The sequence below is a fragment of the Yersinia sp. FDAARGOS_228 genome, assembly GCF_002073315.2.
In the GTDB taxonomy this organism is placed as follows: domain Bacteria; phylum Pseudomonadota; class Gammaproteobacteria; order Enterobacterales; family Enterobacteriaceae; genus Yersinia; species Yersinia intermedia.
The window spans coordinates 3,144,353-3,170,906 of sequence record NZ_CP020409.2; the positions used below are offsets into that span (position 1 = coordinate 3,144,353).

A 26,554-nucleotide genomic window follows, 5' to 3' on the forward strand; every position below is an offset into this window, starting at 1 on the left:
AGGCGATCGCGTGGAAACGTCGGGGAGCACCTGCATCGGCAGAAATAATAATTAATCGCGCTTGTCATAAAAGCGTCATTCGCCTGTTCTAGTATCCGTTGTAACCAATCAATACAAATTGTATTACTGTTTTACAACAAGGAATTATACCGATGCAAAACCGCGTATCCACTTTGTCCGGCATAGCGTTATCCACCCTGATACTCACCAGCTCATGGTTTACACCGAATGCTATCGCCGCCGCCACTGGTCTCTATGACCGTAGCGCCCAAGGTGATATCACTCAATTTGGTGGGGCACGGCGTTTGACTAATGATCAGACACAGGCTCTTCGTGACTCGCTGTCCAACAAAACAGTAAAAAATGTCATTTTACTGATTGGCGATGGTATGGGGGACTCAGAAATCACCTCAGCACGTAACTATGCCATGGGAGCCGGTGGTTTCTTTAAAGGAATTGATGCTTTGCCACTGACAGGGCAATACACGCACTATTCATTAGATAAGAAAACACAAAAACCGGATTACGTGACTGACTCAGCAGCCTCCGCAACAGCCTGGTCTTCAGGTGTAAAAACGTATAATGGCGCACTGGGTGTTGATGTGTTCGGAAAAGATCACGTCACCTTGTTGGAATTGGCGAAAAAAGCCGGTAAAGCAACAGGTAACGTCTCAACGGCTGAACTACAAGATGCCACTCCTGCGGCACAGTTTGCTCATGTTACTGGGCGAAAATGCTATGGGCCAGAGGAAACCAGCGAGAAATGTGGCAGCAATGCGCTGGAAAATGGTGGGCGCGGATCCATTACCGAGCAAATGATTACTGGGCGGGCGGATGTCACATTGGGTGGTGGCGCTAAATCATTTAGCCAGGTGGCTAAAGCTGGTGAATGGAAAGACAGATCTCTGCGTGAACAAGCCCTGGCGCGAGGCTATGTTATTGTCGAAAATCTTGATGATCTGAATGCAATAAAGCAGGCTGACCAACAAAAACCGCTATTAGGGTTATTTAGCCCAGGTAACATGCCAGTACGTTGGCAGGGGCCGAAAGCGTCTTATCATGGCAATTTGGATAAGCCGCCAGTAGTCTGTGAAAATAATGCCGAGCGTACTAAAGATATTCCGACCTTGGCAGTGATGACCGAAAAAGCGATTGATTTACTGAAAAATAACGAAAAAGGCTTCTTCTTACAGGTTGAAGGCGCATCCATTGATAAACAAGATCATGCGGCGAACCCTTGTGGTCAGTTCGGTGAAACTGTCGATTTGGATGAGGCAGTACAAAAAGCACTCGAGTTTGCTCGAGCAGACGGTAATACCTTGGTTATTGTGACAGCAGACCACGCGCATTCCAGTCAAATTATTGAAGCAGATGCTAAAGCGCCAGGTTTAACACAAGCGTTAACCACGAAAGATGGTGCTGTTATGGCTATAAGCTACGGCAACTCTGAGGATGATTCTCAGGGGCACACTGGCTCGCAATTGCGTATAGCAGCTTACGGACCACATGCGGCAAATGTGGTTGGTCTAACAGACCAAACTGATTTGTTCTTTACCATGCGTGATGCGATGGCGATTAAATAAGTTAAGGTTTGCTACGACACACTTGTTACACCACAATTTACTGAATAATCCCGGTGCCGTGATGGCTGGGATTTTTAGTTTCTGCTCCCCTCGCGATTATTTCCCTTCTTCAAATATGACTGATTCACATTATCACTGCTTACCAATTGTTATAATAATAACATTCATTGATCGTAATAAACTGCCTGTTTCAAGCGCGGCACACTTTCATTGCTGAGATCTTTGTCACACACATAACATTTGTCACCTGATAATGTTATTGCAATAACATTGAGTGGTAAAAATTAGAATAAAGGAGTTAATAATGGATATTGCTGTGATTGGTTCCAACATGGTTGATTTGATCACTTATATTGATGAAATGCCGCAAATCGGGGAAACGTTAGAAGCGCCAAACTTTGAAATTGGTTGTGGGGGTAAGGGGGCCAATCAAGCTGTTGCCGCAGCTAAGTTAGGTGCCAATGTGATGATGGTTACTCGGGTCGGTGATGATCTTTTTGCCGAAAATACCATAAGAAATCTGCAAAAAGCGGGGGTTGATACTCAATACGTAAAATCTGTTGCGGGGTCCTCGAGCGGTGTGGCCCCGATTTTCGTAGATAAATCATCACAAAACCGAATTCTGATTATCAAGGGTGCTAACAATCATTTACTACCTGCTGATGTAGAAGCTGCTGCTGATGCTCTCAAAGCTTGCCAATTGATTATTCTGCAACTCGAAATCCCGCTGGAAACTGTCTATGCCGCCATCGACTTTGCCCGCCAGCACCAGATTAAAGTCATTCTTAATCCAGCGCCCGCATCTAAAGCTCTGGATATCGGTTATGCATGTCAGTGCGAGTTTTTTATGCCGAATGAAACTGAGTTGGCGATTCTGACTGGGATGCCGGTTGATAGTTTGGATAACATTTACCGTGCGGGGCGCAGCTTATTGGATAAAGGCTTACATAACCTGATTATTACGTTGGGGCATCGCGGCTCATTATGGATGCACGGTGAGCACATTGATCATGTACCGCCGGTTAGCGTACATGCCATTGACACCAGCGGCGCAGGTGATGCTTTCATTGGCTGTTTTGCTCATGAATATGTCCAGCACGGTAATATATTAAAAGCGATGAAAATGGCTTCTGCTTTTGCAGCCTATAGTGTCACCGGAAAAGGAACTCAACGTTCTTATCCTGATGCGCCGCAATTTATTGATTTTTTAAAGACCCTACACCAAGGAAAATAAAATGCGTATTAATACCGTTCAACTGCCAGATGGCTATTTAAATAAAACACCATTATTCCAATTTATTTTGCTTTCCTGCTTATTCCCGCTTTGGGGATGTGCAGCCAGTCTGAATGATATTTTAATTACTCAATTCAAAAGCGTATTTGCGCTTAGTGATTTTGCCAGCGCATTAGTACAAAGCGCCTTTTACGGCGGTTATTTTCTGATTGCTATTCCAGCCTCTTTGGTTATCAAAAAAAGCAGCTACAAAGTTGCTATATTAATCGGGTTAACACTTTATATTGTCGGATGTATGTTGTTTTATCCAGCATCTCATATGGCAACATATACTATGTTTCTGGCCGCTATTTTTGCCATTGCCATTGGTTTAAGTTTTCTTGAAACTGCGGCTAACACTTACAGCTCCATGATCGGTCATAAAGACTATGCTACTTTACGGCTTAATATCAGCCAAACTTTCTACCCGATCGGCGCATTGATGGGGATAGTCCTCGGCAAGTACCTGGTGTTTCAGGAAGGTGATAGTTTACACAATCAAATGGCCTCGATGACGCCAGAGCAGATTCATGCTTTTCGTCTTACGATGTTAGAACATACATTGGAGCCTTATAAGTATCTGATTTTTGTTCTGCTGCTGGTGATGCTGTTATTTGTTATTACTCGTTACCCTCATTGCAAACCACAAGGTGATAGCGGTAAAAAAGTAGTTTCACCGTCATTAAAAGAAACCTTGAAATATTTGGCAGGGAACAGTCGTTTTAAAAAAGGAATTGCGGCGCAGTTCCTCTATGTGGGTATGCAAGTCGCAGTATGGTCTTTTACGATCCGTCTGGCCTTAAACCTGGGCGCATCTAATGAGCGAGATGCATCGAACTTCATGATTTACAGTTTTATTTGCTTCTTTATTGGTAAGTTTGTGGCCAACTTCCTGATGACACGATTTAAAGCTGAAAAAGTGTTAATTGCCTATTCTATTTTAGGTGCACTAACGCTTTTTTATGTCGTAACCGTGCCCAATTTTACTGCGGTATATGCAGCGGTATTTGTCAGCGTCTTATTTGGACCATGCTGGGCGACTATCTATGCTGGCACCCTGGATACAGTGGACAACAAATATACCGAAGTGGCTGGGGCCATTATTGTGATGTCGATAGTAGGGGCCGCAGTGGTTCCGGCATTACAAGGGTTTGTGTCTGATCATCTTGGATCAATGCAACATGCTTTCGTTGTCTCATTATTGTGCTTTGCCTATGTTGGTTTCTATTTTTGGGGTGAACTGCGCAATAAACAACGAACAAGTGCGGCAACATTGGCAAATAATGAGTCCTAATTGAACCGGGAGAAACAATAAATGACCGCCAAAATAACGCTAATCCGTGAACAGTTTAGTCGTCAAGAGCAAGAAATTTACAGCAGCAGTGATTTTACTGTCATCAGTTTTAAATATGCCTCAGGTATTGAAGCGCTGAAAATTGTTAACTCCCGTGGGTATGTGACCGTTTTACCTTATTACGGCCAAATGATTTGGGATGCGGAATTTGATGGGCACAACCTGAAAATGGAGAACATGTTTTCTCAGCCTAAGCGTGGCGAAAACATTGTCGATACCTACGGTTGTTTTGCTTTCCACTCAGGTTTACGCCGTAATGGTTGCCCATCACCTGAGGACGACCATGTATTACACGGTGAAATGCCTTGTGCTGAAATGGACCACGCTTGGCTCCTTATTGATGGTGAGACACTTGCCGTCACAGGCAGTGTGGAATATGTAAAAGGGTTTGGTGATCATTATTGCGCGCAACCGCTGGTCAGGCTCAGGGCCGCTAGTGCACAGTTCGATATTGAGATGAATGTGACTAACTTATCCAGTATGCCGATGCCTTTGCAGTATATGTGCCATATGAATTACACCTATATCCCTGGAGCCACTTTCCGTCAAAACTTGCCAGGGTCCGCGCTGAAATTGCGTGAGACAGTTCCGGCGCATGTTCACCCTACACCGCAATGGCTGCACTACACCCAGCAATTACGGGAAAGAACCCAAGGGTTAACCGATTTAAATGAAGCGGAGTTTTACGATCCGGAGATTGTATTCTTTGCCGATAATCTTGCGCAATATGTTGATAATGCGGAGTTCTTTATGTTGTCACCACAAGGGCATCGTTTTGTGACTCGATTTTCCACTGCACAGTTTAATTATGCTACTCGCTGGATTTTACATAATGGTGATCAGAAAGTGGCTGCATTTATTTTACCCGCAACTTGCCGCCCGGAAGGGTATTTGGCAGCAAAAGAGAAGGGCACTTTACTGATGTTATCTCCTGGAGAGAGTCGCCATTTTAGCGTAACCACTGGGGTGGTTTAATACTGTATGCTGGCAGGGAATTAGTATGTTATTGGCGGGCAAGGACGCCCGCAGGGCAGTTAAGTAAAAACAAAATTACTGAAAACTAAATACGGCCATAAAAAGTCATTCTGGCTGTTTCGGATAACGCAATATCGGGCTGGGCGTTATAGGCTAATACCACTAGCATTCGCGTAATATCCCCCTGTGTCGGCGTGACACGGTGAATAGCATTTCTTCCACGAAATAACACTAAATCCCCAGGTTCAATTTGCAATGTTTTGGGTGTGATCTGCTGGTTTAATAGCCGTTCCACGCCAGAGTAATTCATCTCACCTTTATCGGCATCGCGCATCTCTTCGATATATTCAAAAACGCCGCCAGCGTGTGGTTTTTGTACTAATAAGGTGATGGCGAATGACGAGTTATCAAAATGCCAACCTAACTCTTGGCCTTGACTGGCATAGTGTAAGTTAATTGAAGAGAGTGAATCGGCGTAGGGGTAGAGTTGTTCTTCATCCAATACAGCACACAAGAAATCTTGGAAATTTTGCGCGTTATACAAGGTTCGCAGTGCTGAATCAGTGGGGATTTCTTCGTCGGTAATACAACCCTTTGAAGAAGTAACCAAGCGGTTGCGAGGGTGATCGGTAGAAAAGGCAGAATCTGCTTTGGTCAGGTAAACGTTATGCTGATTAGCCGCATAGTAAGCGCGATGTTGATGACTGACGCCTTCTTGTTTGATACTTCTCAGGGCATGGGGCTGCAAGAAGTTTGATAGCACCAAGGCACCGCATGTTTCTAACGTATTCTTGCACTGTGCTATGAACATGGCATCGTTGATTGGATTGGCTTCCATATTAATAATTTCGGCGAGCTTCTGCATGTATCCTCCCAGTAGTGCTAAATGTTGCTTGGTTTCTATTCCTAACTGTATAGGATTACTTGTAACTGGAATAACAATAAAACGTTACTGTTAGGTTAAGTTTGGCTATCGGTATCAAGATAATGTGTTATGGATAAGGGAGGTTGTTATGAATAGTTTAAAGGCTGTCCGTTTGCCAACGTTAACAGCCATTCTCGCATTTGAAACAGCCGCAAATACTGGCAGTCTGGCCAGCGCGGCTGCGCGACTATCGTTAACCCCAGCGGCTGTTAGCCAGCAAATACGTCAGTTAGAACAACATCTGGGGATTCAATTATTTGCCCGCTCGAAGTCAGGCGTTGAACTGACCCCGCAAGGTAGTGCCTATTTAGCTTATGTACAGCAGGCATTTGAAACATTACGCATGGCACAACAGAGTATGGCGCGGGATAAAGACAATATATCATTAAATATCTCAGCACTGCCCGCCTTGGCTAGCCGATGGCTTAATCCACATCTCAAGCAGTGGTTAGCCCAATATCCTGATGTGGATATTCGGATTCATGCTACTCACGGGGTGGTTGATTTCAATCGTACTGCGGCAGATTTCTATCTGGCTTTTGGTGATGAACATTATCCCCAGCAAGAGAAAGAAATACTATTTCAGGATTGGGTTTTTCCGGTTGCGAGTCCACACTTATTAACCGCCCCGTGGTTGGATGGTAAGCACAACATTATCTACCCGATGATACATGTTGATTGGGGCAAAGAAGGGCAGTTCTTACCGGATTGGCATGAATGGTTGCTGTCGGCAAAGCTGGATGAGTGTCTCCCTAATCGGGGGCCAACCTACAATTTAACCTCCATGGCGATTGATTCGGCAGTTGCGGGGAACGGTATTTTACTGGGCCAACAACATTTGATTAAAAAAGAATTAGATGAGGGGAGTTTAATTCAATTATCTGAACATAAATTACCCGTTACCAAACCCTATTATTTAATTTACCCCAAGCGAACCCTGGACAAACCTAAAGCGGTGGAGTTTATCCAATGGTTGCATAGTCTTTGCTAGCTGAATGCATAATCAACTGGCATAATTGATTTATTGCGCATTTTGGCCTGTTTTTATACTGGGCAGATGCATTAAATTAAAATACTGACTTATTATTTCACCTATAAATTGCACTTAAGTTTAATTTGTAGGTTTTCTATACAGTTTTTTATCGTGGTTTATTTGTGTGAAAAACGCGTAAAAAAAGAATTAATTATTAAAAGTTGCCATTAAGGGCAGAATAAAAATTACTATTTTAAGATAGAGGCAGATAAACCATCGTGGCGAAGAGAAAATCTACCGGTACCGGCTGGGTTATCCTACTGATAGTCGTTTTAGGGCTGATGACAGGTATCCCAAGAGAAGTGTGGATTGCACTGAGTGCGGCTATTTTATGCATGTATTTTGTATGGCAAAATCTTAAAGGGGCGAAGCGCCATGTCTCTTTACCTATTAACGCCGATATGCAGAAAACCGCAGCGATACCTGATCTTGGCGATTATCCTATTACCCCGTCGCAGCTCGAACCCGAACATACCCCTGAAGGTAGCAGTGTGAATCAGCCCCCATCGGTTGATAAAGCCAAAAAAACCGAAACCTCCCGAGGATCTTTGGCCCGCGCATCCTGGTTACGTCCTGGTGAGCTGGCGGTTGTGGCTGGAATAAATTTACCCGACGGCATGGTTTACATTGGTAATAAATACAAAAGTAATCGTACCGGTGCGGAACCTGCATTTATTAACCCATCGATGGATGTTGCTGAACAAGAAATAGATATCTCCCTGCCACTGATTGATAATGCGCCTGATTACTCGACATGTTCGCCACAAGCGAGAAGGGCCTATTTACAGTGGCTCGCTGATGGACGTAAATCACCTCTTGTGCATATTGGTTATGTTTTCTTATTCTTTTACGGTTTGGAACATCGGATTTTGATCGATGCCGCTATCGACCCGGTAGCGAAAAAAGAACTTCCTATTCTTGAAGAAGAAATTAATCGCCTACTAAATATTTATGGGAAAAATAACGCATTTAATCATTATGCGCAGAATTTGTTGGTTTATATATCCCGAGTGAATATAGAAGAGAAACTCTATCTCTCTCCACCGCCCTTAACGCGCGAGGCATCGACAGAGCTACCACTGGCGCTACTGGTTGGTTTAGGGCAATTAGCTGTTGACCAGCAGCCTTTACCCGCCGCCTGGGCGCTTGCCTGGGGCGAGGCTGACCCGGCGATAAATCAGAATATTTCGATGGCGCATTGTGCTGATATCTTCGCCTCACTTTTTCAACAGCGTTATCGTGAACAGTATGGAAACGGATTTTTATTACCCGTCAATAGAACCAAGTTATTGATATTTTATCGTCCTGCTTCTGCGGGCCTAATGGGGCAGGAGTTCTTTCAGCAGATGGGAGACCTGCCAAATGTCGCTGTGTGTAAAGCGCACCGGGATAAACTGAGACCAATATTTGAATCTTGCCAGCATGATCTAGACATCTATAACCGTTTTGCCAGTGTCAATCCAAAGAAAAAAATGTCACTGGAAGGACAACTCTTGCTGCCGTCGCCGTTGTGGTCAGAGGCATTAAAAACCGAGTTAGAGAGTATTAAAACGAGGGTCGGTTATGGGTTGCTGATGGTCACGCTGGATGAACTTTTTCTCCGGCTGAGCACGGCCTGTGGCACCAAGCCGTTAGAGCGTTTATCTCGCAGTCATGTTATGGCATTAACTTTTGCACTCGCCTCTCTGCAAGTGGGTATTGAACCTGATGTCAGTGCTGATAACCGCACACCGGTGTTGCAAGATACCGTAGCACTGTTCCCTATTGAATCAATGGTTGCTGAATCTGCAACTTTTGCTGAGTACCGCGTGACTATGCTTGCGGTGGAGTTGGCTTGTGCAGCGGTGATGATCGATGGGCGTATTGGTGAGCCAGAATCCATGATATTGACCCGGCATATTGATGCCTGGGGTTATCTTAGCCCCGGTCAACGTATGCGGCTGAAAGCCTATCTCCAACCCGGTATCAGGAAAAGCAATACCCTGCTGGCATTGAAAAATAACCTTGAACCGCTCTCGCTGGATAATCGGCGGGCTATTGCTCGCTTCTTGGCACATTTGATTCAAGTGGAGGGAACCATTACACCGCCAGAAGTGAAATTTCTTGAACGGGTATATAAGCGTTTTGCCTTAGACAGCAAATTGGTTTATAGCGATCTTGATAGTCGGGCAACACCTATGACGCTGAGTCTGCCGTCTCAGACCGCTGAAGTTATTAATGATACTGACCGCATTAATCTGTTAAAAAATGAAAGCCAGAGATTAGTGGCGTTGCTTGAGAATCTGTTTGTTACTGAAACCGTCGATGCGGCGGTTCAGGAAGAGATTAATCCGCAATCAATGGCGGCAATTACGGCCAGTTTGCCTGATAGTATCGCAACCTTCTTGAAGTTATTGATTTCACGTGATGCTTGGGAAAAGGTGAAGTTAACCGAAATAGCGTTAGATATGGAAATCAAAATTGAAGATGCGCTGATTGAAATAAACCGCAAGGTATTATCGGCGTTTGATGCACCGTTGATCACCGGCGAAGAAATTATTGCAATAAACCGTGATATATCAGCAGCACTACTAATATGATTAGCCAAGCATAGGCGCGGTGTAACTTGAGCTGAACGCGAATAGTCGCTACCATAGCGCGCCTAAAAATGTCAGAGAGATATCAGTAATGAAATACCAATGGATACTGTTCGATGCGGATGAGACATTATTTCACTTTGATGCGTATCAGGGATTAAAGCTGATGTTTTCTCGCTTTAACGTGGATTTTTCCGTGCAGGATTTCGACTATTATCAATTGGTTAATAAACCATTGTGGGTTGATTATCAAGATGGGAAAATATCCGCCAGCGAATTACAAAACACCCGTTTTGAGATGTGGGCAGAGAAACTGGGTGTGGCAGCTAGCCGGTTGAACAGTGAGTTTTTAGTCGCCATGGCGGATATCTGTTCACTACTACCGGGTGCCCGTGAGTTGGTTGATGCCTTGAGTGGTAAAGTGAATATGGGCATTATTACCAATGGTTTTACTGAGCTACAAACGATACGTTTGGAACGTACCGGCCTGAAAAATGTCTTTTCTCCGCTGATCATTTCTGAACAAGTCGGGGTGGCTAAACCGGATGTTGCCATATTTGAGCATGCTTTCAATTTAATGAATAACCCGGCCAAAGAACATATTCTAATGGTTGGTGACAATCTGCATTCAGATATTCAGGGCGGCATTAATGCAGGTATCGATACTTGCTGGCTTAATATGCACGGCAGTGTGCCGGATGATAATATTGCGCCTCGCTACCAAGTCAGTTCGCTGGCAGAATTACAGAAATTACTATTGGCGTAATTAACCCTCTATCTTATTTTAAAAGGCCGTTAACAATATATTATTGATAACAGCCTGTTACTTATGCTTCTATATTAGTTACAATGCTTGATTGTTTTAGTTTTAATGGAATACTGGTGACATCGGGGTGGGGCAAGATTTTATTTTCAATAATTTTATAGAGGAATTTAAAATATGACGTTACTTCGTAAAAACTATTCTCATATTGCTAACCCAGTGGGGGCTTACGTTCACAGCGTGCAACACAATGGATTACTCTATATTTCAGGTATGACGGCGTTCGGTACTGCAGCCCAAGGAAAAAGCATGGCCGAGCAGGCTACGGAGATTTTTCATCAAATCGCTAATATTGCACAGGCTGAAAATAGCAGTTTCGCTGATCTTATTAAGATAACGCTTTTTGTGACAGATATTTCCCAACTAAGTACCTTACGTGATGTGATGTATCAATTTTATGGTGAAAACTTACCAGCCAGCTCTTTGGTTGAAGTTAAAAGTTTATTCTCACCTGAGATAAATATTGAGATTGAAACCTTATTTGCTGTTAATCCAGCCTAAAATGCAGCTAGCCCGCACTGCCGCCGGTTAGCGGAAGTACGGGTTTACAACGACTGTCAGCGTTGATTGGCAACCAAGTCTTCTACCTGGCTAAAGATAGGCATTTCAGGCCCGAAGCGGCGCACTTGAAGCACATCCTCCAGTTTCTCCAATTGGCTTATCATTTGGAGCAGCCGCTGATCATCTAAGACTTGCAGCCAAATGCGACTTTCGTCACCGCCAGCCAACGGCATACACAAAATTCCCTCGACGTTAAATGCGCGCCTGGCAAATAGCCCGCAGATATGGGACATCACGCCTGGGTGGTTGCGCACCGTTAGCAATAGAGTCACCTGCGCAGAAGCCGATAGGTTTGATGCTGGTTGTACTGCCATTTGTTGAGTCGTCATATTACTCCCCTCCAATCATATCGATATTTGCCGCGCCCGGTGGCACCATGGGATACACTTTTTCATCCACATCAATCAGTGCGTGAATCAATACTGGGCCTGGTTGGTTTAAGGCTTTATGCAAGGCCGCATAAGGGTCGCTGGCCGTGTTCAGATCACATGTGGAGAAACCAAATCCTTCCGCGATATGAATGAAGTTCGTGCGATAGGGGTAGTCGGCGGCAAAAATACGTTTACCAAAGAACAGTTCCTGCTGCTGATGGACTAAACCTAATGATTGGTTATTCATCAAAATAATCTTAACGTTCAGTTGTTCTTCAGCTGCCGTCGCCATTTCCTGAATATTCATCATCAGGCTGCCATCGCCAGAAAAGCACACTACTTTTGCCTCTGGCTTCGCCAGTGCGGCCCCAATGGCTGCGGGCAGGCCAAATCCCATGGTGCCCAGCCCGCCAGATGTTAGCCACTGTCGCGGGCGATGCAATGGATAAGCCTGCGCAACCCACATCTGGTGTTGGCCCACATCAGTGGTAATGATGGTGTCATCATCCAGTGCTTCGGCCGCGGCGCGAATCAAACCATAGTGGCATAGCGGGTTGGTGCTATTGGGTTGATTGAACGGAAACTCACGCTGCATATCACTGACAGTTGAGCGCCATTCGCTGCGTGAACGTGTTTCAACTAAAGGCAACAGGTGGGTTAATACCTGCTTAATATCGGCATTCATCGCCAAGTGTGGGCGGCGAATTTTGCCTAATTCAGCAGGGTCAATATCGATATGAATGATGCTGGCGTCAGGGCAGAATTGTTCTGCTTTTCCGATAGCACGATCATCAAATCTCGCCCCAAGTACGATCAATAAGTCGGCTTGTTGCATGATCAAATTGGTTGAGCGTGCCGCATGCATTCCCAACATCCCTAAGGATAATGGATGGTCAACGGGCATGGCACCCAGTGCCATTAATGTCATGGTGGTTGGCAGACCTGCCTGTTCAGCCAGTTGTATTGCCTGCTGATGCGCCTGTGAACTGATGATGCCGCCACCCAGGTAGAGTACTGGCCGTACTGCACTGTTGATCATTTGTGCTGCTTGCGCGATAGCCTGTGGGTCTATTGGGCAAGGTTCATCGGCAACGCCCGGTAGTGGCAAGCTCTCAAGCTCAATCTCTGCTGTTTGTACATCTTTAGGAATATCAATCCATACCGGCCCAGGCCGGCCAGACTGGGCAATGCGAAAGGCCGCAGGGATCACCCGAGGCAATTCGCTGATATCACGAACCAAATAATTATGTTTGGTGATAGGAATCGACATGCCATAGGTATCAACCTCTTGAAAAGCATCGGTGCCAATCATTGAGGAGGAAACCTGACCTGTAATACAAACCAGTGGAATTGAGTCAAGTTTGGCATCGGCAATTGCCGTGACCAGGTTGGTTGCCCCTGGGCCGCTGGACGCTAAGCAGACTGCGGTTTGGCCTGTGGCACGGGCCATGCCTTGGGCCATAAAGCCAGCACCTTGCTCGTGTCGCGCCAGTACATGGCGAATAATGTCACTTTGCCCCAGAGCATCATACAGCGGTAACGCTGCGCCACCGGGAATGCCTGCGATCGTGGTAATGCCTTGCTGCTCCAGCAAACGAACTATTAATTGGGCGCCTGTATAACGCATGGTTATATCCTTCATCAGGGCCGGCGGTAACAGAGTGGGGCAAAAAAGAAACCCCGCTCGGCTGGCGCCGGCGGGGTTTGGGAATCTTTTTGGATTCGGTACCCGTTACGGCGCGCTGCCGACCACCACCACCACTAGCACGCGAACGACTACGACTGCGTTAACATACGCAGTGTTTTGTAGACTGAAAGTGGCAGTGGAATAGTTCACGAGGTATCTCATCAATAAGTGTAATAAGCCTTAAAAGATAAACACGATTTGCCAAAAGGCACAAGATAACAGAATGATAAGAATGCAAAAATCTGAGATTGATCACAGTGCTATTGGCATGCAGATGAGCTGTAACCAAATCTTTTCTTGTTTAAAATTTTGAAAAATAAGGTAATTGTTAAAAGTGTAGATGGCATTTTAGCAAGGTGAGGTTTTTATCATATCGCCTGGGTTGCCAGCACGCAGAATACCAATCAGCACAAGCTAATCTGCTCTTGTTGATACCTTGTTTAAAATTTAAACATTAAAGTAACAAATCTTGGGTGTGTATGGAATAGCCGCTTGATAAGGCATAGAAGGGACTTATGCATAAATCGTTATCTTTAGTTCTCATTGCAGTTATCGCGGGATGTGGTGCGAAACAAACCCCTTATGAAACGGTTAGTATCGATAATTACACCGCAAATCGTATTACCCGTATTATAGAAAGTAAGGTAGAAACAGGATCTTATAGTAATGTGAATGATGCTATTGCGAATATATCTGCTGAGTTTTTAGGTACACCTTATGAGGCAAATGTACTCATTGGTTCGCCAACGCAACCAGAACAGCTAGTGATCGATTTCCGTGGATTGGACTGTTTCACCTACCTGGATTATGTTGAAGCCTTGCGAAAATCAGGAAGCAAGGCGGAGTTTGTGCAGCAAGTTATCAGAACAAGATATGCTGATGCGGATGTCAGCTACCTGCACAGAAAACATTTTTTTACTGACTGGTCACAGCGAACCCCTTTAAACGCACAAGATGTTACTGCACAAATAAGTACTCATGCCCGCACTGTTCTCAAGAATCTGAACCAGAAAAAAGAGGGGGGCGAGTTTATCCCCGAGTTGAGTGTTATTGAACGTAATGTTGTTTATATTCCGGCAGAGTTTATTGATGCTACGGTGGTGGCAGGGTTAAAAAATGGCGATTATATCGGTATTTATACCCCAATTTCAGGTTTAGATGTCACTCATACTGGGATATTTATCCGAACCGTGAAAGGCGCGATGTTCCGTAATGCATCATCAATGAGAGGGAATAATAAAGTCGTTGACTCACCTTTTTTGGAATATGTGAAGAAAACCCCCGGCATTGTGGTACTTAGGGCATTACCTGTCAGTGATAGTGATTCAAAATCAATGGGTTGAATTTAATATGGCGGTGGTTGCTATTCCGCTGATTTAAAGGGGAATAGCAGCCACTGATATTGATGGTTTACGGCCGGAATTGCGGGTTAATCAGCGAAAATATTGCCGCTAACTGTTCACGATGCTGCAAGTTTATTTCACTGCCGGCAGAATAGCCCTCGTTGTGAATAATCATTTCACCTAAGCCAACTAACCAATCATAAATATAAAATGCTGTATTATTAGTCGGGGTCAGTGCCAATTTAGTTAATCGCTGCGATGCCCCCAACGGCGAAGCTGATGTAGGGGGTTGGGCAAAAATTTTATATCCCCGATTAATTCGGCTATCAGGGCGCTGACTTTCCTCGATTTGTAAGAAACCAAGCCAGGCAACGAAATCGCCCAATACGGTCAACGCGCGCGATACCTGACGGTCGGCTTTTGTTTCACGGTGCAGGCCAACTTGCTCACTGTCTGCCAGTATTGTGACTAACTGCCCAGCAATATCCAGCCGGATGCTAGCGGTAATAAGCTCTGCGACCAACAACTCAATAGTCGGTTTGGTGATACCGAGCAATTCAATCAATGGGCCGTTATCTGGCAGAAGTCGCAGGTGATTTATCCAGTAACGCTGCACACTAGCGGCATAGGCTGTCTCATAATCATGGCTTGCCGCAGGCATTGCTGTGGCTTGAAATACTGGTGAGGCGGGTTGATCACTGAATAAGTCGATATCGATACCAATACTGAAAGGCTCGTTATTGGTTGCGGGGGTGATCAATTCAGTTGCACGACTTTGCTGCTGTAGATACAAGCAGCGTAACTCATCACGGGAGGGGAGCAATCGCTCTAGTAACTCGCCGTGTAAACCGGTTCGGGTTTGTAGGGCTTTGAGCAAGGTTTCAGCAATCCGCTGTTTCTGCGGTAATTCTCCGTTTGCTGGCTGATACCAACCGGCAAGCAGATTATCGGTCAATTCTCGTTGTAACTCATGAAGTTGTTCGGTTATCCGCTCTGTTTTGATATCACGACAAATTTCCTGGCTCAGATAAGTGACCATCCGTTCAACGCCACGTTTATCCAATGCCAGCATGGAACCCCAGCTATCACCTGGATTACCCACATAGCGTTGCACTGCTTCGTCGTGATTTTTCGCACCAACCAACTGAGGTGTTGAGACGACGCGTTGATCAAAGGGTGTTAATGCCCAGATTAACCCCGGATTCCGCCGGGAACGGATCTGCGCATTTTCGCCCTGTGTTTGTTTAACCCAATAATCCAGTGCCTTACCAACAGTTTTGACCTCTGAACGTTTACCTGCCGCATTGCAGACTAACAGCAGGTTTATCTGCTGTTTATCCGTGTAGCGGTCAAGTAAATAGGCATTTTTAGCTTGAGATAGCAAAATGGCCTGCGGATATGGGGGGTGTTCAAGGCATTCTGGCGCGTCGAATGGCTCATTAAAATCAGGAAAATCCAGTAAATCGATGGATTCAAATGCAGTTTTACGCGCAGAAGTGGTCAACGGGATATGTAACTCAACCGCCAAGAATGTTAACTCGGCAAGTGACAACGTCACTGAATCACCCGCATTATCATCTACTAATGGCATAACTTGAATGTGACTATCTGCGGGCGTGTTCAGAGAATTGAGTGTTGCAACATTCATAATGCCATTGGCGGGCAGCAGAGTATCGTCCACTAATACGCTCAGTGGTGACAGCACCTGAGTCGCGCCGCCCACATGTTGCAAGGTATAAGCGAAATGGCGGTAAGCATCGGTCAACGGGCGTAACTCTGCCCACAGCAATGAGAATAAGAGGGCGCGATCTTCGATGCTCAGGTAGGGGGCCAGTTCAATAGCCACTGGCCAGAAATGGGTTTCCAGCTTTCTTTGGCGCGGTGCATCATGACGAGCCAGATAATCCCAAAGCCCAATAACATCATCACTGTTGATACCTGCGATGGCGAGCGGTTGTTTGCGCATCACAAGCTGTTGTAGGTGATCAGTAATATGCTGTTCATCCAGTGAGTGTTCACGCGTGTCCTGGCGGTGGGTATCCTGATGATTATCAAGCAGGAAAGCACCCGCAACTATTTTAGCAATATCCACTTCACTGAGCAGAGAAAGCTGCACCGGATGGTTTTCATGATTGGTAACTGCTTGATGACTAAAGCGTGTTACCAGCCCGCTGGCCTGATAGCCCGGCTTTATTTGCTGCCAAAAATCGAGGGTTTTCCCTCCTAGCGTGGTTTCCAAACGGCCATTTTCATTAGCCGCCAGCGCTGATATCAGATGCTGTTTCCCGGCAGATGACTGCCCAAAAAAACCGATGCTAATGCCCGTTAGGGCCGTTTCCGCTAATTGACGTGCTTTATTGCGATTGCGCCGTAGTTTGATAGCCAGAAGGTCGGCCTCAATATCCAATCGAATGGCGTGTTGGCGCACATTGCTAATCCAATCAATTGTTTGATCAATGCCTTGCGTGACTTGCTGAAGCTGGCGGTTAAGCGGTTGGGTGATTAATGATTTCATTTTCTAAATACACTCCCACTATCAATCCAATAATGGGTTGATCCTGAGCCATTGCTGGCTAATGTGTTCAGCTTGAGGCGTAAGTGATGGGATGGCACACGGCTACCATCTTGCAACACGGCATCTGCTATCTCAAACCGTTCCTGACCATCGTCATTCTGCTTGTCACCTTTTGCTAATTTCAGTCTGACATGCAATACGCTGTCACCCGCGACTTTGCGTGCCAGTTCCTGATCCACAATGGATAAGGTATAAAGCGGCGAGGCAGGCCAACGGTCATTATCGAGCTGACGAAAGCCAAGACATAACGACCCTCTAACCTGAAAATGAGCATCGGATGGTAAAGCAAAATTGCTGCTATCTAAGTCGATGTCGCGATAGTAGACATTCTCATCAGTCAGGGCATCGCTACTGTCTAACATTCCGAGATAGCGAATGGTCGAATAAGGTTGGAAATCACCCGCTTTAAAGTAAAAACCGGCCAGCCGTAAGTCGAGAGCCAGCAAACACAGCATCGCACCCACTGCGGCAGTTGATTTGGGGTTATCAATGCGACCATGCTTGTTAAAGGGATACCAATCGCTGGTGTGATATCCATCCAGCGAGAGAATACGATTGTTAGGCAGAGGTTGCAGATGGCGAAATAGCGCTTGAATCCCAGGGAAGCGCGAAGGGCGCCCCGTCAATAACAGCACGTCACAAGAATAGAGTGAAACCACTTCCGACAGTGAGCGCAGATTTTGCGTAATACTCATCCGGTTAGATAAAAACTCACCGTGCAATTTGCTCAGCTTTAAAACCAACGGGACATGCAAAATATCAAATGATTCGGCATCCGCTGGCAGTTCACGCTGGACTTCACTGTTAATGTAATCAAGAATTTTCTGGGTCGGTAGTTGGGGTAATAACTCACCGAAACTGGCTTCTATCTCAGCACTGGCATCTAGGGGATCAAAGTTTTCGTAGGCTTCCAAAATAGCGCGGCCGGCGGGCATAAATATCTGTAATGTAGCTTGCTGGCGTAGGGCTGACTGCCCATCCATGCGGCCATCATTACCGAATAATTTATCCATCAAGACATCAGTATTGGTAACACCCGCTTTTTTAAGGCGAGCCTGAAGGGCAGGTAAAAGATAGAGCTGAATAACATCCAGCAAAATATCATCACCAGCCACTTTAAACCCTTCACGGAATAACAGGCGTGGACTGATTTTGACATTATTGCCAATACCGTCATCAAGCCAATATTGCGTAATTGCCAGGTCGGTAGTGCCACCGCCAATATCGATAGAGGCGATACGTAAGGTTTTCCCTGCAATTTCGCCCGCTTCAGGCTGTTTATCGGGCCGCGCCATACTGGCAAAGAAAGCTGCGGTACGGCCACCAAAGTTAACTTGTGTCTCGTTATACAGATAAACCATCTGACCGCAGGTCGCTTCATCCCACTCCATCTGTACTTCTGGTACGGGTACCTGGCTTTTGGCCCGGTCTTGCGCAGACACAAAGTTATCATCAGCCGGATGCCAACCCATGGATTTCCAAACTAAGGCAATGGCTTCATTCATCCGGCGGCGGAATATCTCGCGTTCCGGTTTTGGCATGGCGGAAGGCAGCGTTAGGATAATGGCGCGTAATTGCCGTGGGGCATTGGCATGGGTCATTTTCAAACGTTGTGCCGCGCTGTTGATTTGCATCAGCGCTTGCGCCAATAGCTCCGACAACATAAATGTCATCAATGAACTGCGGCTATAATGTGGTGAAAATACCGGGAGCCGTTCATCTACTGGCACCGTATAGAGCGGTTGACCGTCATCATTGACCAGATTGGTCAACGGCAACGCAGTAGCCAGCGGTTCATGTGCCAGTGTGGTTTGTGTTTCATTGAAGCGCCAGCCCGCAGCATAGGTCTCTTCATCCCACAGATAGCGGCGTGGGCTGGAAATGCCAGTAGAGCCTTCGGTGCCCAAACGGTGCAATGCCATGCGACTGGCTTCACGCCCAACGCGGATAACTGCGGGCCAGATAAAGGCATCATCACGGCCACTTTCTACCGAAAAGTTCTGTTTACCAAATTTAACTTGTGCAAATTCAATCCGGCTTTCAAACAGTTCGTTATACAGATAGTGAGGCTCGCTCAAATCACGAATTTGTAATTCGTACGTCTGTTTCAGACCATTACTTTCATCAGCATGATCTTCTACTAAGATACCGCAGGTATGTGAGTTGCCTACATCGAGGATCAAATCAACATTAACGGTAGGTTCTTGTAGGGTGCTGGTATTGATTTTGATTTCTGGCACCCCAATTTGGCTGCCAAGTAATTCCAGTAAATTAAGATAGTGCGCCTGATATTCGAATTCGCGCAGCGACACACTGATATGCCTTTCGGTGCGTTCTTCCTGCTCTGATGCTTGTTGGACAAAAACCTCCCGCAACCAGCCATCAACCCAGGTTAAATCAAGGAATTCTGCCAATTCTTCATTATGGTAGGCCAGTGCGAAACTTAATCCGGTTTTGACATCATTTTCATTAGGTGCCAAATATTCATTAGCATGGCCTTCAGGATAGACTTTGGTATCAAATGCCATGGTGACACGTAAGGTATTGCCATCTTGATCTGGCGTATCTAACACTAAAATCTGTACTCTGGCCCAATTATCAGGCCCATTAACAAAGGTGCGTGGCGGATTAAAACGCAAGAAGGGCAGTGGCAACCAAATTTTGTTCAGCAGTTTCAGCGATTGTTCCAATGGGATGCTAAATTCAGGTTTAACAATCTCTGGGGCTGAGCCGGGTACCATTAGCGAATATTTACCATTATGTGGATGGTAATTCAGGCGTAGTAGTGGGCCATTAGCGCTTTTGCGAACAAATTTATTTGGCAGCTCGGTATCGAATTGTGGCTTTAAAGCGAAGTCCAGAAACTGGATGCCACTGTCCTGAATAAGCGTAATTTTCTGTTTTAAATCCGTGATCGTTGCCAGCATAATATTATTTAGTCTCACGCTTCATCGTCATTGGAAGGGTCGTATTGGCATCGTAACGGCCTTTACAATCTGCAACCCCGCTCACGCCTTGTTTGCAGACGATCTCAGGCATTTGATATTTTGAACCATCACTGCACTGCGCCCTATAGCGGCTATTGATTACCAAATTGCCTGACTTCATTACGCCAGCGGTGATATTTGCGCGGCAAGTAACGTTATCCCCATGGGTGATTTTTACCGTACCTTTACCGTTTTTAATTTGATACTTCAGGCTAGGTGCTTTACCGGTTTGGGCCGCTTTGATCTCCGGGCTGACACGCCAGTTGCCATTAAGGAACGCCGTTGACCCTACTTTGACGGCATCAGAAGGGAGTATCAGTGCACTTTTACTCTCAACTGTCGGCGGTGCTGTAACGGCGGTCGGTTCAGCGATAGCGGATACAGGGGCGAAGGTGGCATGATTCAACGGCAGTTGTGGCACGGCGGCGGGCGGCGTAATCTGAGCGACAGGCGCAGTGGTGACCGGTGCCGCTTCTTTAACTGACAAAGTTCTATCTTCAATGACCGATTTATCTTCAAGGACAGTGGGCTTTACATCCGGGGTGGCTACGGCATTTTCTGGCATTCCACCACTGAATTGCACTATCAAGGCGATGATTAGCGCCAACACCGGTAACATCCAGCTAAATCGTAGCCAACGTGCTGGTTTTTTTATTGGTTTTGGCGGCAGAGTGACCTCTGCAACGGGCTCTGGCGGGGGGGGCGCTAACGTAGTTTCGCTCTGAGGCGGTAATTCAACGACAGCGGCAGCAGGTGGCGGCGGCGTTGGGGCCACAATGGTAGCGATAATCGGTTCAATAGGTTCGTAAGCTTCAGTAGTCTGGCGCAGACAATCGAGTGGATCAGTTCGTGTTTTGCTATCCGGGCTGACGAACCCCCAAAAGGTCAGTACGGGTTTGCCTGCGACTAAATAAACGTGATTTTGATCAGGGAATTGCATCGTTTTGGCCAACAGCACGCCAAATAGCCGCTGTGCGGCGTTATCTGATTTTTGCGCTCGCTGACACAAATCATTGGCACTTGCCAGGCACGCCGACAACTGTTTGACGGCGGCTTTACGCTCAGCAGTACTGGCAGCCAGCCATGAGGTCACTTTACCTTCAATGGGGGCATACCAATCTATGCGGTCGCCGCGCTCATTAAGTTGAGGAATAGCCAGACAGTCAGCAATATGTTGTTGTCTTTTAAGGCGTAATGCCTCTCTTATCTGCCGTGCAGAGGCATAAACCGGTTGCCCGTTTTCGCCTAACGCCAGAATATCGTCCAAACTGCCACTGCGTAAAAATGATTTTGCCACGCAAAAGAGACCTTTGTAGTGTTACCCAAGGCAGAAAATAATGTGTTATCTGCGACAACCTATACTTTAGTGTTGGTGAGGGGGAATCAAACGCCGGAATAAGTGGCAAAATGTCCTCTTGTTTTCGATGAACAACAGTTTTGGCTAAATGTGTGTTTGGTTATTTGCCCTGGTCCATTACAAGGCAGATTACGTCGATGGGCAGTAAAACCGTACTTTTGTTATATTTCTGCACCGGTTAATTGAGTAAGCTAAGCATCGCCCTTATGCGTAATGAAAGGAGATCTCTTGAATCAATCACAAAATACTCTTCACCTATCAGCCAGCGAAGCGATTGATAGACTTGAGACGCTATACGAGTCAGCACTTGCGGCATTGCGTGATGCCATTAGCGCTTTTATTCGCGATGGCGCTCTGCCGGATGTTGGTGAAAGGGCTAAGGGCTTGTTTTCATATCCGCAGCTCAGCGTCAGTTGGGACGGAAGATTCCGTGACCGCCAACGTACCCGCGCTTATGGGCGTTTTTCCCGGACCGGGCAATACAGTACTACTGTTACAAGACCCACACTGTTTCGCGACTATCTAACAGAGCAACTGACCTTGCTTGAAAGTGAGTACGGCGCGGTGTTTGAAGTGACACCGTCACAACAAGAAATGCCATATCCTTTTGTGATCGACGGTTCTGACCTCATTCTTGATCGGTCGATGACGGCGGGCCTTGCTCAACACTTCCCAACAACGGATTTGGCAAAAATAGGTGATGGCATTACGGATGGTATCGATACGGCGACGGCTGACTTCCCTTTATCGCATTTCGATGCCTTGCGGACTGATTTTTCACTGGCGCGGCTAAAACATTACACCGGCACGCCCGCAGAACATATTCAGCCTTATATCCTTTTTACTAATTACAGCCGCTATGTTGATGAATTTGTCAGTTGGGCTTGTGAGCAGATCCTCGATCCTGCCAGCCCTTATAAAGCCTTATCCTGCGCCGGAGGTAGCTATATAACGGCGGAACATGCTGATCCTGAAAAGACCACCTCAGATCTAGCGTGGAAAAAACATCAGATGCCGGCATATCACTTAATTGCAGAAGGGGGTCATGGCATTACTTTAGTGAATATTGGCGTCGGCCCATCCAATGCTAAAACGATTTGTGACCATCTGGCGGTGCTGCGGCCCCATGCATGGTTGATGATTGGGCATTGTGGTGGGTTGCGTGAAAGTCAGGCGATCGGCGATTATGTGCTGGCGCATGCCTATCTGCGTGATGACCATGTGCTGGATGCGGTACTGCCACCCGATATCCCGATCCCAAGTATCGCTGAGGTTCAGCGGGCATTGTACGACGCGACCAAAGCGGTGAGTGGTATGCCCGGCGTTGAAGTCAAACAGCGGCTGCGCACCGGGACGGTTGTCACCTCTGATGATCGCAACTGGGAACTGCGTTTTTCTGCCTCAGCACTGCGTTTTAGCTTAAGCCGTGCAGTTGCCGTTGATATGGAAAGTGCCACCATTGCGGCTCAAGGTTATCGCTTCCGAGTGCCTTATGGCACCTTACTCTGTGTTTCAGATAAACCGTTGCATGGCGAAATCAAGTTGCCGGGGCAAGCTAACCATTTCTATGAAGGTGCTATTTCTGAGCATTTGCAGATTGGTATTCGGGCAATAGATTTATTGCGCGCAGAGGGTGATCAACTGCATTCGCGCAAACTGCGTACTTTTAACGAGCCGCCGTTCCGCTAATCTCATCACGCAATAAACCGGCAAAGTATCAATCGATATTTTGCCGGTTATGTTCGATGACCATTTTAATAAAATTATCCCGCACCAAATCAGGAATAGTATTATTCCAGGCGATACCCACTTGCCAACTAAGGTTATTGCCGCTGAGCGCGATAACATTCATCGTCGGGGGCGCGATATGCACCACACTCTGCGGCAGTAATGCCACTCCGATACCGGCAATCACCAGTGCGAGTATGGTCTGGATATCCTCAACTTCTTGCATCGCTGGCGCGTAGAGTTGGTTTGACTGTAAGAACAGGTCAATTTGTGCATTTAGCCCGCGCCCACGTTCGGTATATAAACGCAGTAACGGCAGATTTTTTAACCATGCGTCGAGTGTTAGCGCCTTATCTTGCGGCGTTACCAGCACCAGGCGATCTTCAAATAAGGGATGAAAATGTAGTGGTGCTTTGGGCGGCACTCGAACAAATCCTATTTGCAGCTCACCGTGGGTTAGTAACGCATATTGCTGGGCCGAGGGGATATCCTCCAACGTAATGGCAACGGCAGGAAACTGCTCCCTGAATCTCGCGATACAGTGTGGGGCAGTATAGAAAGTCGACAATCCAAAACCTATCGATATAAACCCTTCGATGCCTTTAGCCACTCTGGCGGCATGTTGTAGAAAAAAATCAGCCTGATTAATCACTTTCTCAGCCTCTGCCAGCAACTGTTGGCCGGAAGGTGTCAGTTGCGCACCATGCCGCCCGCGTGAGAACAGATGAATATTTAGCATTGATTCCAATAAGTTAATCTGCTTGGACAGAGCCGGTTGCGTGATACAAAGCGCCTGCGCTGCTTCATTGTAATTGCCTTTTTGTGCCAGCATAACAAAGGCCTTTAGCAACTTAATATTCACGTTTCATTCCAATTGGTAATCAATAAAGGAAAATAATTCATTATAAAGTTATCAATACGGCTGCTGTAATGCCAATGATAAAAATCAGCGGCGGATAACTCTTGGAGCATCATGTGACTGAATCACAATTGATAACAGTAGCAACAGTGCAGTTTCAGCATCAAGCCAATAACAAACAATATAATCTGTTGGTTATTGAGAAGTTTATCGAGCAGGCAGCTCTGCAAAACATTAAAATATTAGCCTTTCCAGAAATGTGTATCTCTGGATATTGGCATGTCCCTAAGTTGACAGCGGTGCAAGTCAATGCGCTGGCGGAATCGATAGAAAATAGCCCATCAATCGCCTTGGTTCGTGCGCTAGCAATCAAATATCAAATGCTTATTGGTGTCGGCCTGATTGAACGGGCAGATGACGGGCGACTCTATAACGCTTATGTTGCCTGCATGCCTGATGGCTCTTTTCACACTCATCGCAAACTCCATGCTTTTGAGCATCCAGCCATTAGCAGCGGCGATTGTTACACGGTTTTTGACACACCGTGGGGTGTCAAAGTGGGCATCCTTATCTGCTGGGATAACAATTTGGTGGAGAATGTTCGCGCCACCACCTTACTGGGTGCGGATATATTATTGGCACCACATCAAACCGGTGGAACTCACTCCCGCAGCCCTTATGGCATGAAGCCCATTCCACTGGAGCTATGGGAACAACGTGTTGAACGAAAAGAAGAAATGACGGCAGCGATTCGTGGCATCAATGGTCGGGAATGGTTGATGCGTTGGTTACCTGCCAGGGCACATGATAATGGTTTATTTATTCTGTTCAGTAATGGTATTGGGGCAGATGATGATGAAGTGCGCACCGGTAATGCGATGATACTGGACCCGTATGGCCGCATCATTAATGAAACCTGGGAAGCCGCCGACATGATGGTGTGCGCCGAGCTGGATCTCTCTTTGATCCCACTCAGTACTGGGCGGCGCTGGATCTATGGCCGCCGCCCAGAGTTATACACCATTTTGACCGAGCGGCAAGGTTATGAACGAGATGCTATTTCGGCGCGATTTGCCGACGACGCCCCTGTCATGAAAAACAGATAGCTGACCGCCAATTTTACAGCCAATACCGATAAGGCAGGGGGCTGAAAACACCTGTCTTATCGGCGAATACCGGTACCAATGCTGATACTGGATACTCCGCCCGACCCGCCACTCACGCCGACATGACCGGTATTTGCACAAGCAATCAGCAAGAGTGTAATCATCACAATGATTAACTTTTTCATTCAGTTTCCTCCGGTTCGCTAGCACGCTATGCGCGCAGATACAGGAAGGGTAACTTGCCTGTCTCTGATACTGCCCAATAAGTTATATCAAATAGTATATAGCTAAAACGGGTTGAGGCTGCGGGTTCTCTCGGTTTAGCACTGAGTTTGGCTACAGCCGCCGCTGTTATTAATTAATGCTGATTGGGTAACAAGAATGCCTTGAATTGTGGCGTCATCACCGCACTGAAACCCTTGTCAGTTTTGGTGATCAGATACACTGCCAGCCCTTTTTCTTCCGCCAGTTTTAACGCCTTTTCGGTCCCCAGCACCATCAGCCCGGTATCCCAGCCATCGGCTTCCAGGGCACTGGTTGCAATCACCGTGGCCGAAACCAACTTATGGTTTATTGGTCTGCCGGTTACAGGGTCTAAAACATGAGAATAACGCTGACCCTTTAGTTCAAAATAGTTACGATAACTGCCAGAGGTACTGATACTGTAACCTTGCAGATCAACCAGCGCTTGCACGGCATTTTCTTTATCCGTTGGTTGCTGAATCGCGACCCGCCAGGGTTGGCCCTGACCGTTAACACCACGGGTGGAAACGGCACCGCCAACCGAGACCAGATAGTTAGTAATCCCTTTTCGCATCATCAGATTAACCAATTGATCAACGCCATAGCCTTCCCCCATGGTGGACAAGTCGACATATAAATCAGGCAGATCTTTTTGTAGCCATTCGCCGTGGTTATCACTGATCAGTTTCAGATGTTGTAACCCTACCTGCTTAAGCGCGCCGTCTATCTGAGCTTGGCTGGGTATGTTAATCGGCTGTTTTTCCGGGCCAAACCCCCATAAATTAACTAACGGGCCGACAGTAATATTCATCGCGCCCTGAGTATCACGACCAATACGTTGGGCCTGTAAGATAATATCGGCCATCCCCTGGGGAATGGGCTGCGGTTGTGTACCCCGATATTGGTTAAACCGGGAAAGTACGGACGTTTTACGATAGGTAGAAATATCATCATTGGCCTGTTCCAGCAGTGCATCTACCTCTTGCTGGAGTTGTTGCGGGCTTTGTGCGATTTCTCCACTGATTTTGACGCTATAGAAGGTCCCCATGGTTTTACCTTCGATATTAATCTGCGGCCGCGTCTGTACATCATTACACGCTGTCAATAGACCGAGCATCGCACTCAGTACGACAACTTGGGCAAAAATAGGGGCCATGGGGCGATCCTTGCAAGAAAAATGGGGGGTGGAATTATC

Annotated in this window: 21 protein-coding genes; 11 read left to right on the forward strand and 10 right to left on the reverse strand. The window is 46.5% G+C overall.

The genetic code is table 11. The features are described from left to right. Window positions 1-152: 152 nt before the first annotated feature. From phoA to A6J67_RS14545, 4 genes are all read left to right on the forward strand, one after another. On the forward strand, window positions 153-1,583 hold the full coding sequence (phoA, locus tag A6J67_RS14530) for an alkaline phosphatase (protein WP_042569790.1): 1,431 nt from the start codon (window positions 153-155) through the stop codon (window positions 1,581-1,583). 304 nt (window positions 1,584-1,887) lie between these two features. Then, window positions 1,888-2,817 (forward strand): ribokinase, encoded by a 930-nt coding sequence (gene rbsK, locus A6J67_RS14535; RefSeq protein WP_005184301.1) that lies wholly within the window; start codon window positions 1,888-1,890, stop codon window positions 2,815-2,817. A 1-nt stretch (window position 2,818) separates the two neighbouring features. Next, complete coding sequence (fucP, locus tag A6J67_RS14540; protein ID WP_042569789.1) at window positions 2,819-4,150, forward strand: L-fucose:H+ symporter permease; 1,332 nt, start codon at window positions 2,819-2,821, stop codon at window positions 4,148-4,150. A 21-nt stretch (window positions 4,151-4,171) separates the two neighbouring features. After that, on the forward strand, window positions 4,172-5,185 hold the full coding sequence (locus tag A6J67_RS14545) for an aldose 1-epimerase family protein (RefSeq protein ID WP_050073346.1): 1,014 nt from the start codon (window positions 4,172-4,174) through the stop codon (window positions 5,183-5,185). Window positions 5,186-5,270: 85 nt separating this feature from the next. Here the strand turns inward: A6J67_RS14545 and A6J67_RS14550 are convergent, their stop codons facing one another. Continuing rightward, complete coding sequence (locus tag A6J67_RS14550; protein ID WP_005184292.1) at window positions 5,271-6,050, reverse strand: 2OG-Fe(II) oxygenase; 780 nt, start codon at window positions 6,048-6,050, stop codon at window positions 5,271-5,273. Between the two features lie 148 nt (window positions 6,051-6,198). Here A6J67_RS14550 and A6J67_RS14555 point away from each other — a divergent pair, with 148 nt between their 5' ends. The 4 genes from A6J67_RS14555 (at window position 6,199) to A6J67_RS14570 (ending at window position 11,043) form a co-directional block, all read left to right on the forward strand. Further along, window positions 6,199-7,101 (forward strand): LysR substrate-binding domain-containing protein, encoded by a 903-nt coding sequence (locus tag A6J67_RS14555; RefSeq protein ID WP_050073345.1) that lies wholly within the window; start codon window positions 6,199-6,201, stop codon window positions 7,099-7,101. A gap of 260 nt (window positions 7,102-7,361) precedes the next feature. Further along, entirely contained in the window at window positions 7,362-9,722 is a 2,361-nt protein-coding gene (locus tag A6J67_RS14560) for a TerB N-terminal domain-containing protein (RefSeq protein WP_050073344.1), read from the forward strand. Between the two features lie 88 nt (window positions 9,723-9,810). Continuing rightward, the gene (yjjG, locus tag A6J67_RS14565; RefSeq protein ID WP_005184285.1) at window positions 9,811-10,485 is read left to right on the forward strand and encodes a pyrimidine 5'-nucleotidase; all 675 of its coding nucleotides are present in this window, start codon (window positions 9,811-9,813) and stop codon (window positions 10,483-10,485) included. Window positions 10,486-10,659: 174 nt separating this feature from the next. Further along, complete coding sequence (locus A6J67_RS14570; protein ID WP_050296979.1) at window positions 10,660-11,043, forward strand: RidA family protein; 384 nt, start codon at window positions 10,660-10,662, stop codon at window positions 11,041-11,043. A 56-nt stretch (window positions 11,044-11,099) separates the two neighbouring features. Here A6J67_RS14570 and ilvN read toward each other — a convergent pair whose 3' ends face one another. The 3 genes from ilvN to A6J67_RS14585 form a co-directional block, all read right to left on the reverse strand. Then, complete coding sequence (gene ilvN, locus A6J67_RS14575) at window positions 11,100-11,432, reverse strand: acetolactate synthase small subunit (RefSeq protein WP_005184279.1); 333 nt, start codon at window positions 11,430-11,432, stop codon at window positions 11,100-11,102. A gap of 1 nt (window position 11,433) precedes the next feature. After that, window positions 11,434-13,101, reverse strand: a complete 1,668-nt coding sequence (gene ilvB / locus A6J67_RS14580) for an acetolactate synthase large subunit (RefSeq protein WP_050073340.1) — start codon at window positions 13,099-13,101, stop codon at window positions 11,434-11,436. Window positions 13,102-13,206: 105 nt separating this feature from the next. Continuing rightward, entirely contained in the window at window positions 13,207-13,311 is a 105-nt protein-coding gene (locus A6J67_RS14585) for an ilvB operon leader peptide IvbL (protein ID WP_226715415.1), read from the reverse strand. A 365-nt stretch (window positions 13,312-13,676) separates the two neighbouring features. Here A6J67_RS14585 and A6J67_RS14590 point away from each other — a divergent pair, with 365 nt between their 5' ends. Beyond that, window positions 13,677-14,504: a DUF1460 domain-containing protein gene (locus A6J67_RS14590; RefSeq protein ID WP_050088293.1), complete on the forward strand. Its 828-nt coding sequence runs from the start codon at window positions 13,677-13,679 to the stop codon at window positions 14,502-14,504. 67 nt (window positions 14,505-14,571) lie between these two features. Here the strand turns inward: A6J67_RS14590 and A6J67_RS14595 are convergent, their stop codons facing one another. The 3 genes from A6J67_RS14595 to A6J67_RS14605 are packed head-to-tail and all read right to left on the reverse strand — an operon-like array spanning window position 14,572 to window position 21,363. Further along, complete coding sequence (locus A6J67_RS14595) at window positions 14,572-17,019, reverse strand: putative virulence factor (RefSeq protein WP_050296977.1); 2,448 nt, start codon at window positions 17,017-17,019, stop codon at window positions 14,572-14,574. Next, window positions 17,016-20,006 carry a virulence factor SrfB gene (locus tag A6J67_RS14600; RefSeq protein ID WP_050296976.1) on the reverse strand — a complete coding sequence of 997 codons (2,991 nt, stop codon included), beginning with the start codon at window positions 20,004-20,006 and terminating at the stop codon, window positions 17,016-17,018. Before A6J67_RS14600 ends, A6J67_RS14595 begins: the two co-directional genes overlap by 4 nt. A gap of 4 nt (window positions 20,007-20,010) precedes the next feature. Continuing rightward, window positions 20,011-21,363 (reverse strand): SrfA family protein, encoded by a 1,353-nt coding sequence (locus A6J67_RS14605; RefSeq protein WP_050296975.1) that lies wholly within the window; start codon window positions 21,361-21,363, stop codon window positions 20,011-20,013. A gap of 273 nt (window positions 21,364-21,636) precedes the next feature. Between A6J67_RS14605 and A6J67_RS14610 the strand changes: the two genes are divergently transcribed. Beyond that, complete coding sequence (locus tag A6J67_RS14610; protein WP_050073334.1) at window positions 21,637-23,112, forward strand: AMP nucleosidase; 1,476 nt, start codon at window positions 21,637-21,639, stop codon at window positions 23,110-23,112. Between the two features lie 28 nt (window positions 23,113-23,140). Here A6J67_RS14610 and A6J67_RS14615 read toward each other — a convergent pair whose 3' ends face one another. After that, complete coding sequence (locus A6J67_RS14615) at window positions 23,141-24,013, reverse strand: LysR family transcriptional regulator (RefSeq protein WP_032906059.1); 873 nt, start codon at window positions 24,011-24,013, stop codon at window positions 23,141-23,143. A gap of 113 nt (window positions 24,014-24,126) precedes the next feature. Between A6J67_RS14615 and A6J67_RS14620 the strand changes: the two genes are divergently transcribed. Further along, window positions 24,127-25,116 (forward strand): nitrilase family protein, encoded by a 990-nt coding sequence (locus A6J67_RS14620; RefSeq protein ID WP_050088285.1) that lies wholly within the window; start codon window positions 24,127-24,129, stop codon window positions 25,114-25,116. Between the two features lie 56 nt (window positions 25,117-25,172). Here A6J67_RS14620 and A6J67_RS23805 read toward each other — a convergent pair whose 3' ends face one another. Both A6J67_RS23805 and apbE read right to left on the reverse strand, forming a co-directional pair. After that, entirely contained in the window at window positions 25,173-25,301 is a 129-nt protein-coding gene (locus tag A6J67_RS23805) for a hypothetical protein (RefSeq protein ID WP_005184252.1), read from the reverse strand. 173 nt (window positions 25,302-25,474) lie between these two features. Beyond that, window positions 25,475-26,515: an FAD:protein FMN transferase ApbE gene (gene apbE / locus A6J67_RS14625; RefSeq protein WP_005184249.1), complete on the reverse strand. Its 1,041-nt coding sequence runs from the start codon at window positions 26,513-26,515 to the stop codon at window positions 25,475-25,477. Between the last annotated feature and the right edge of the window lie 39 nt (window positions 26,516-26,554).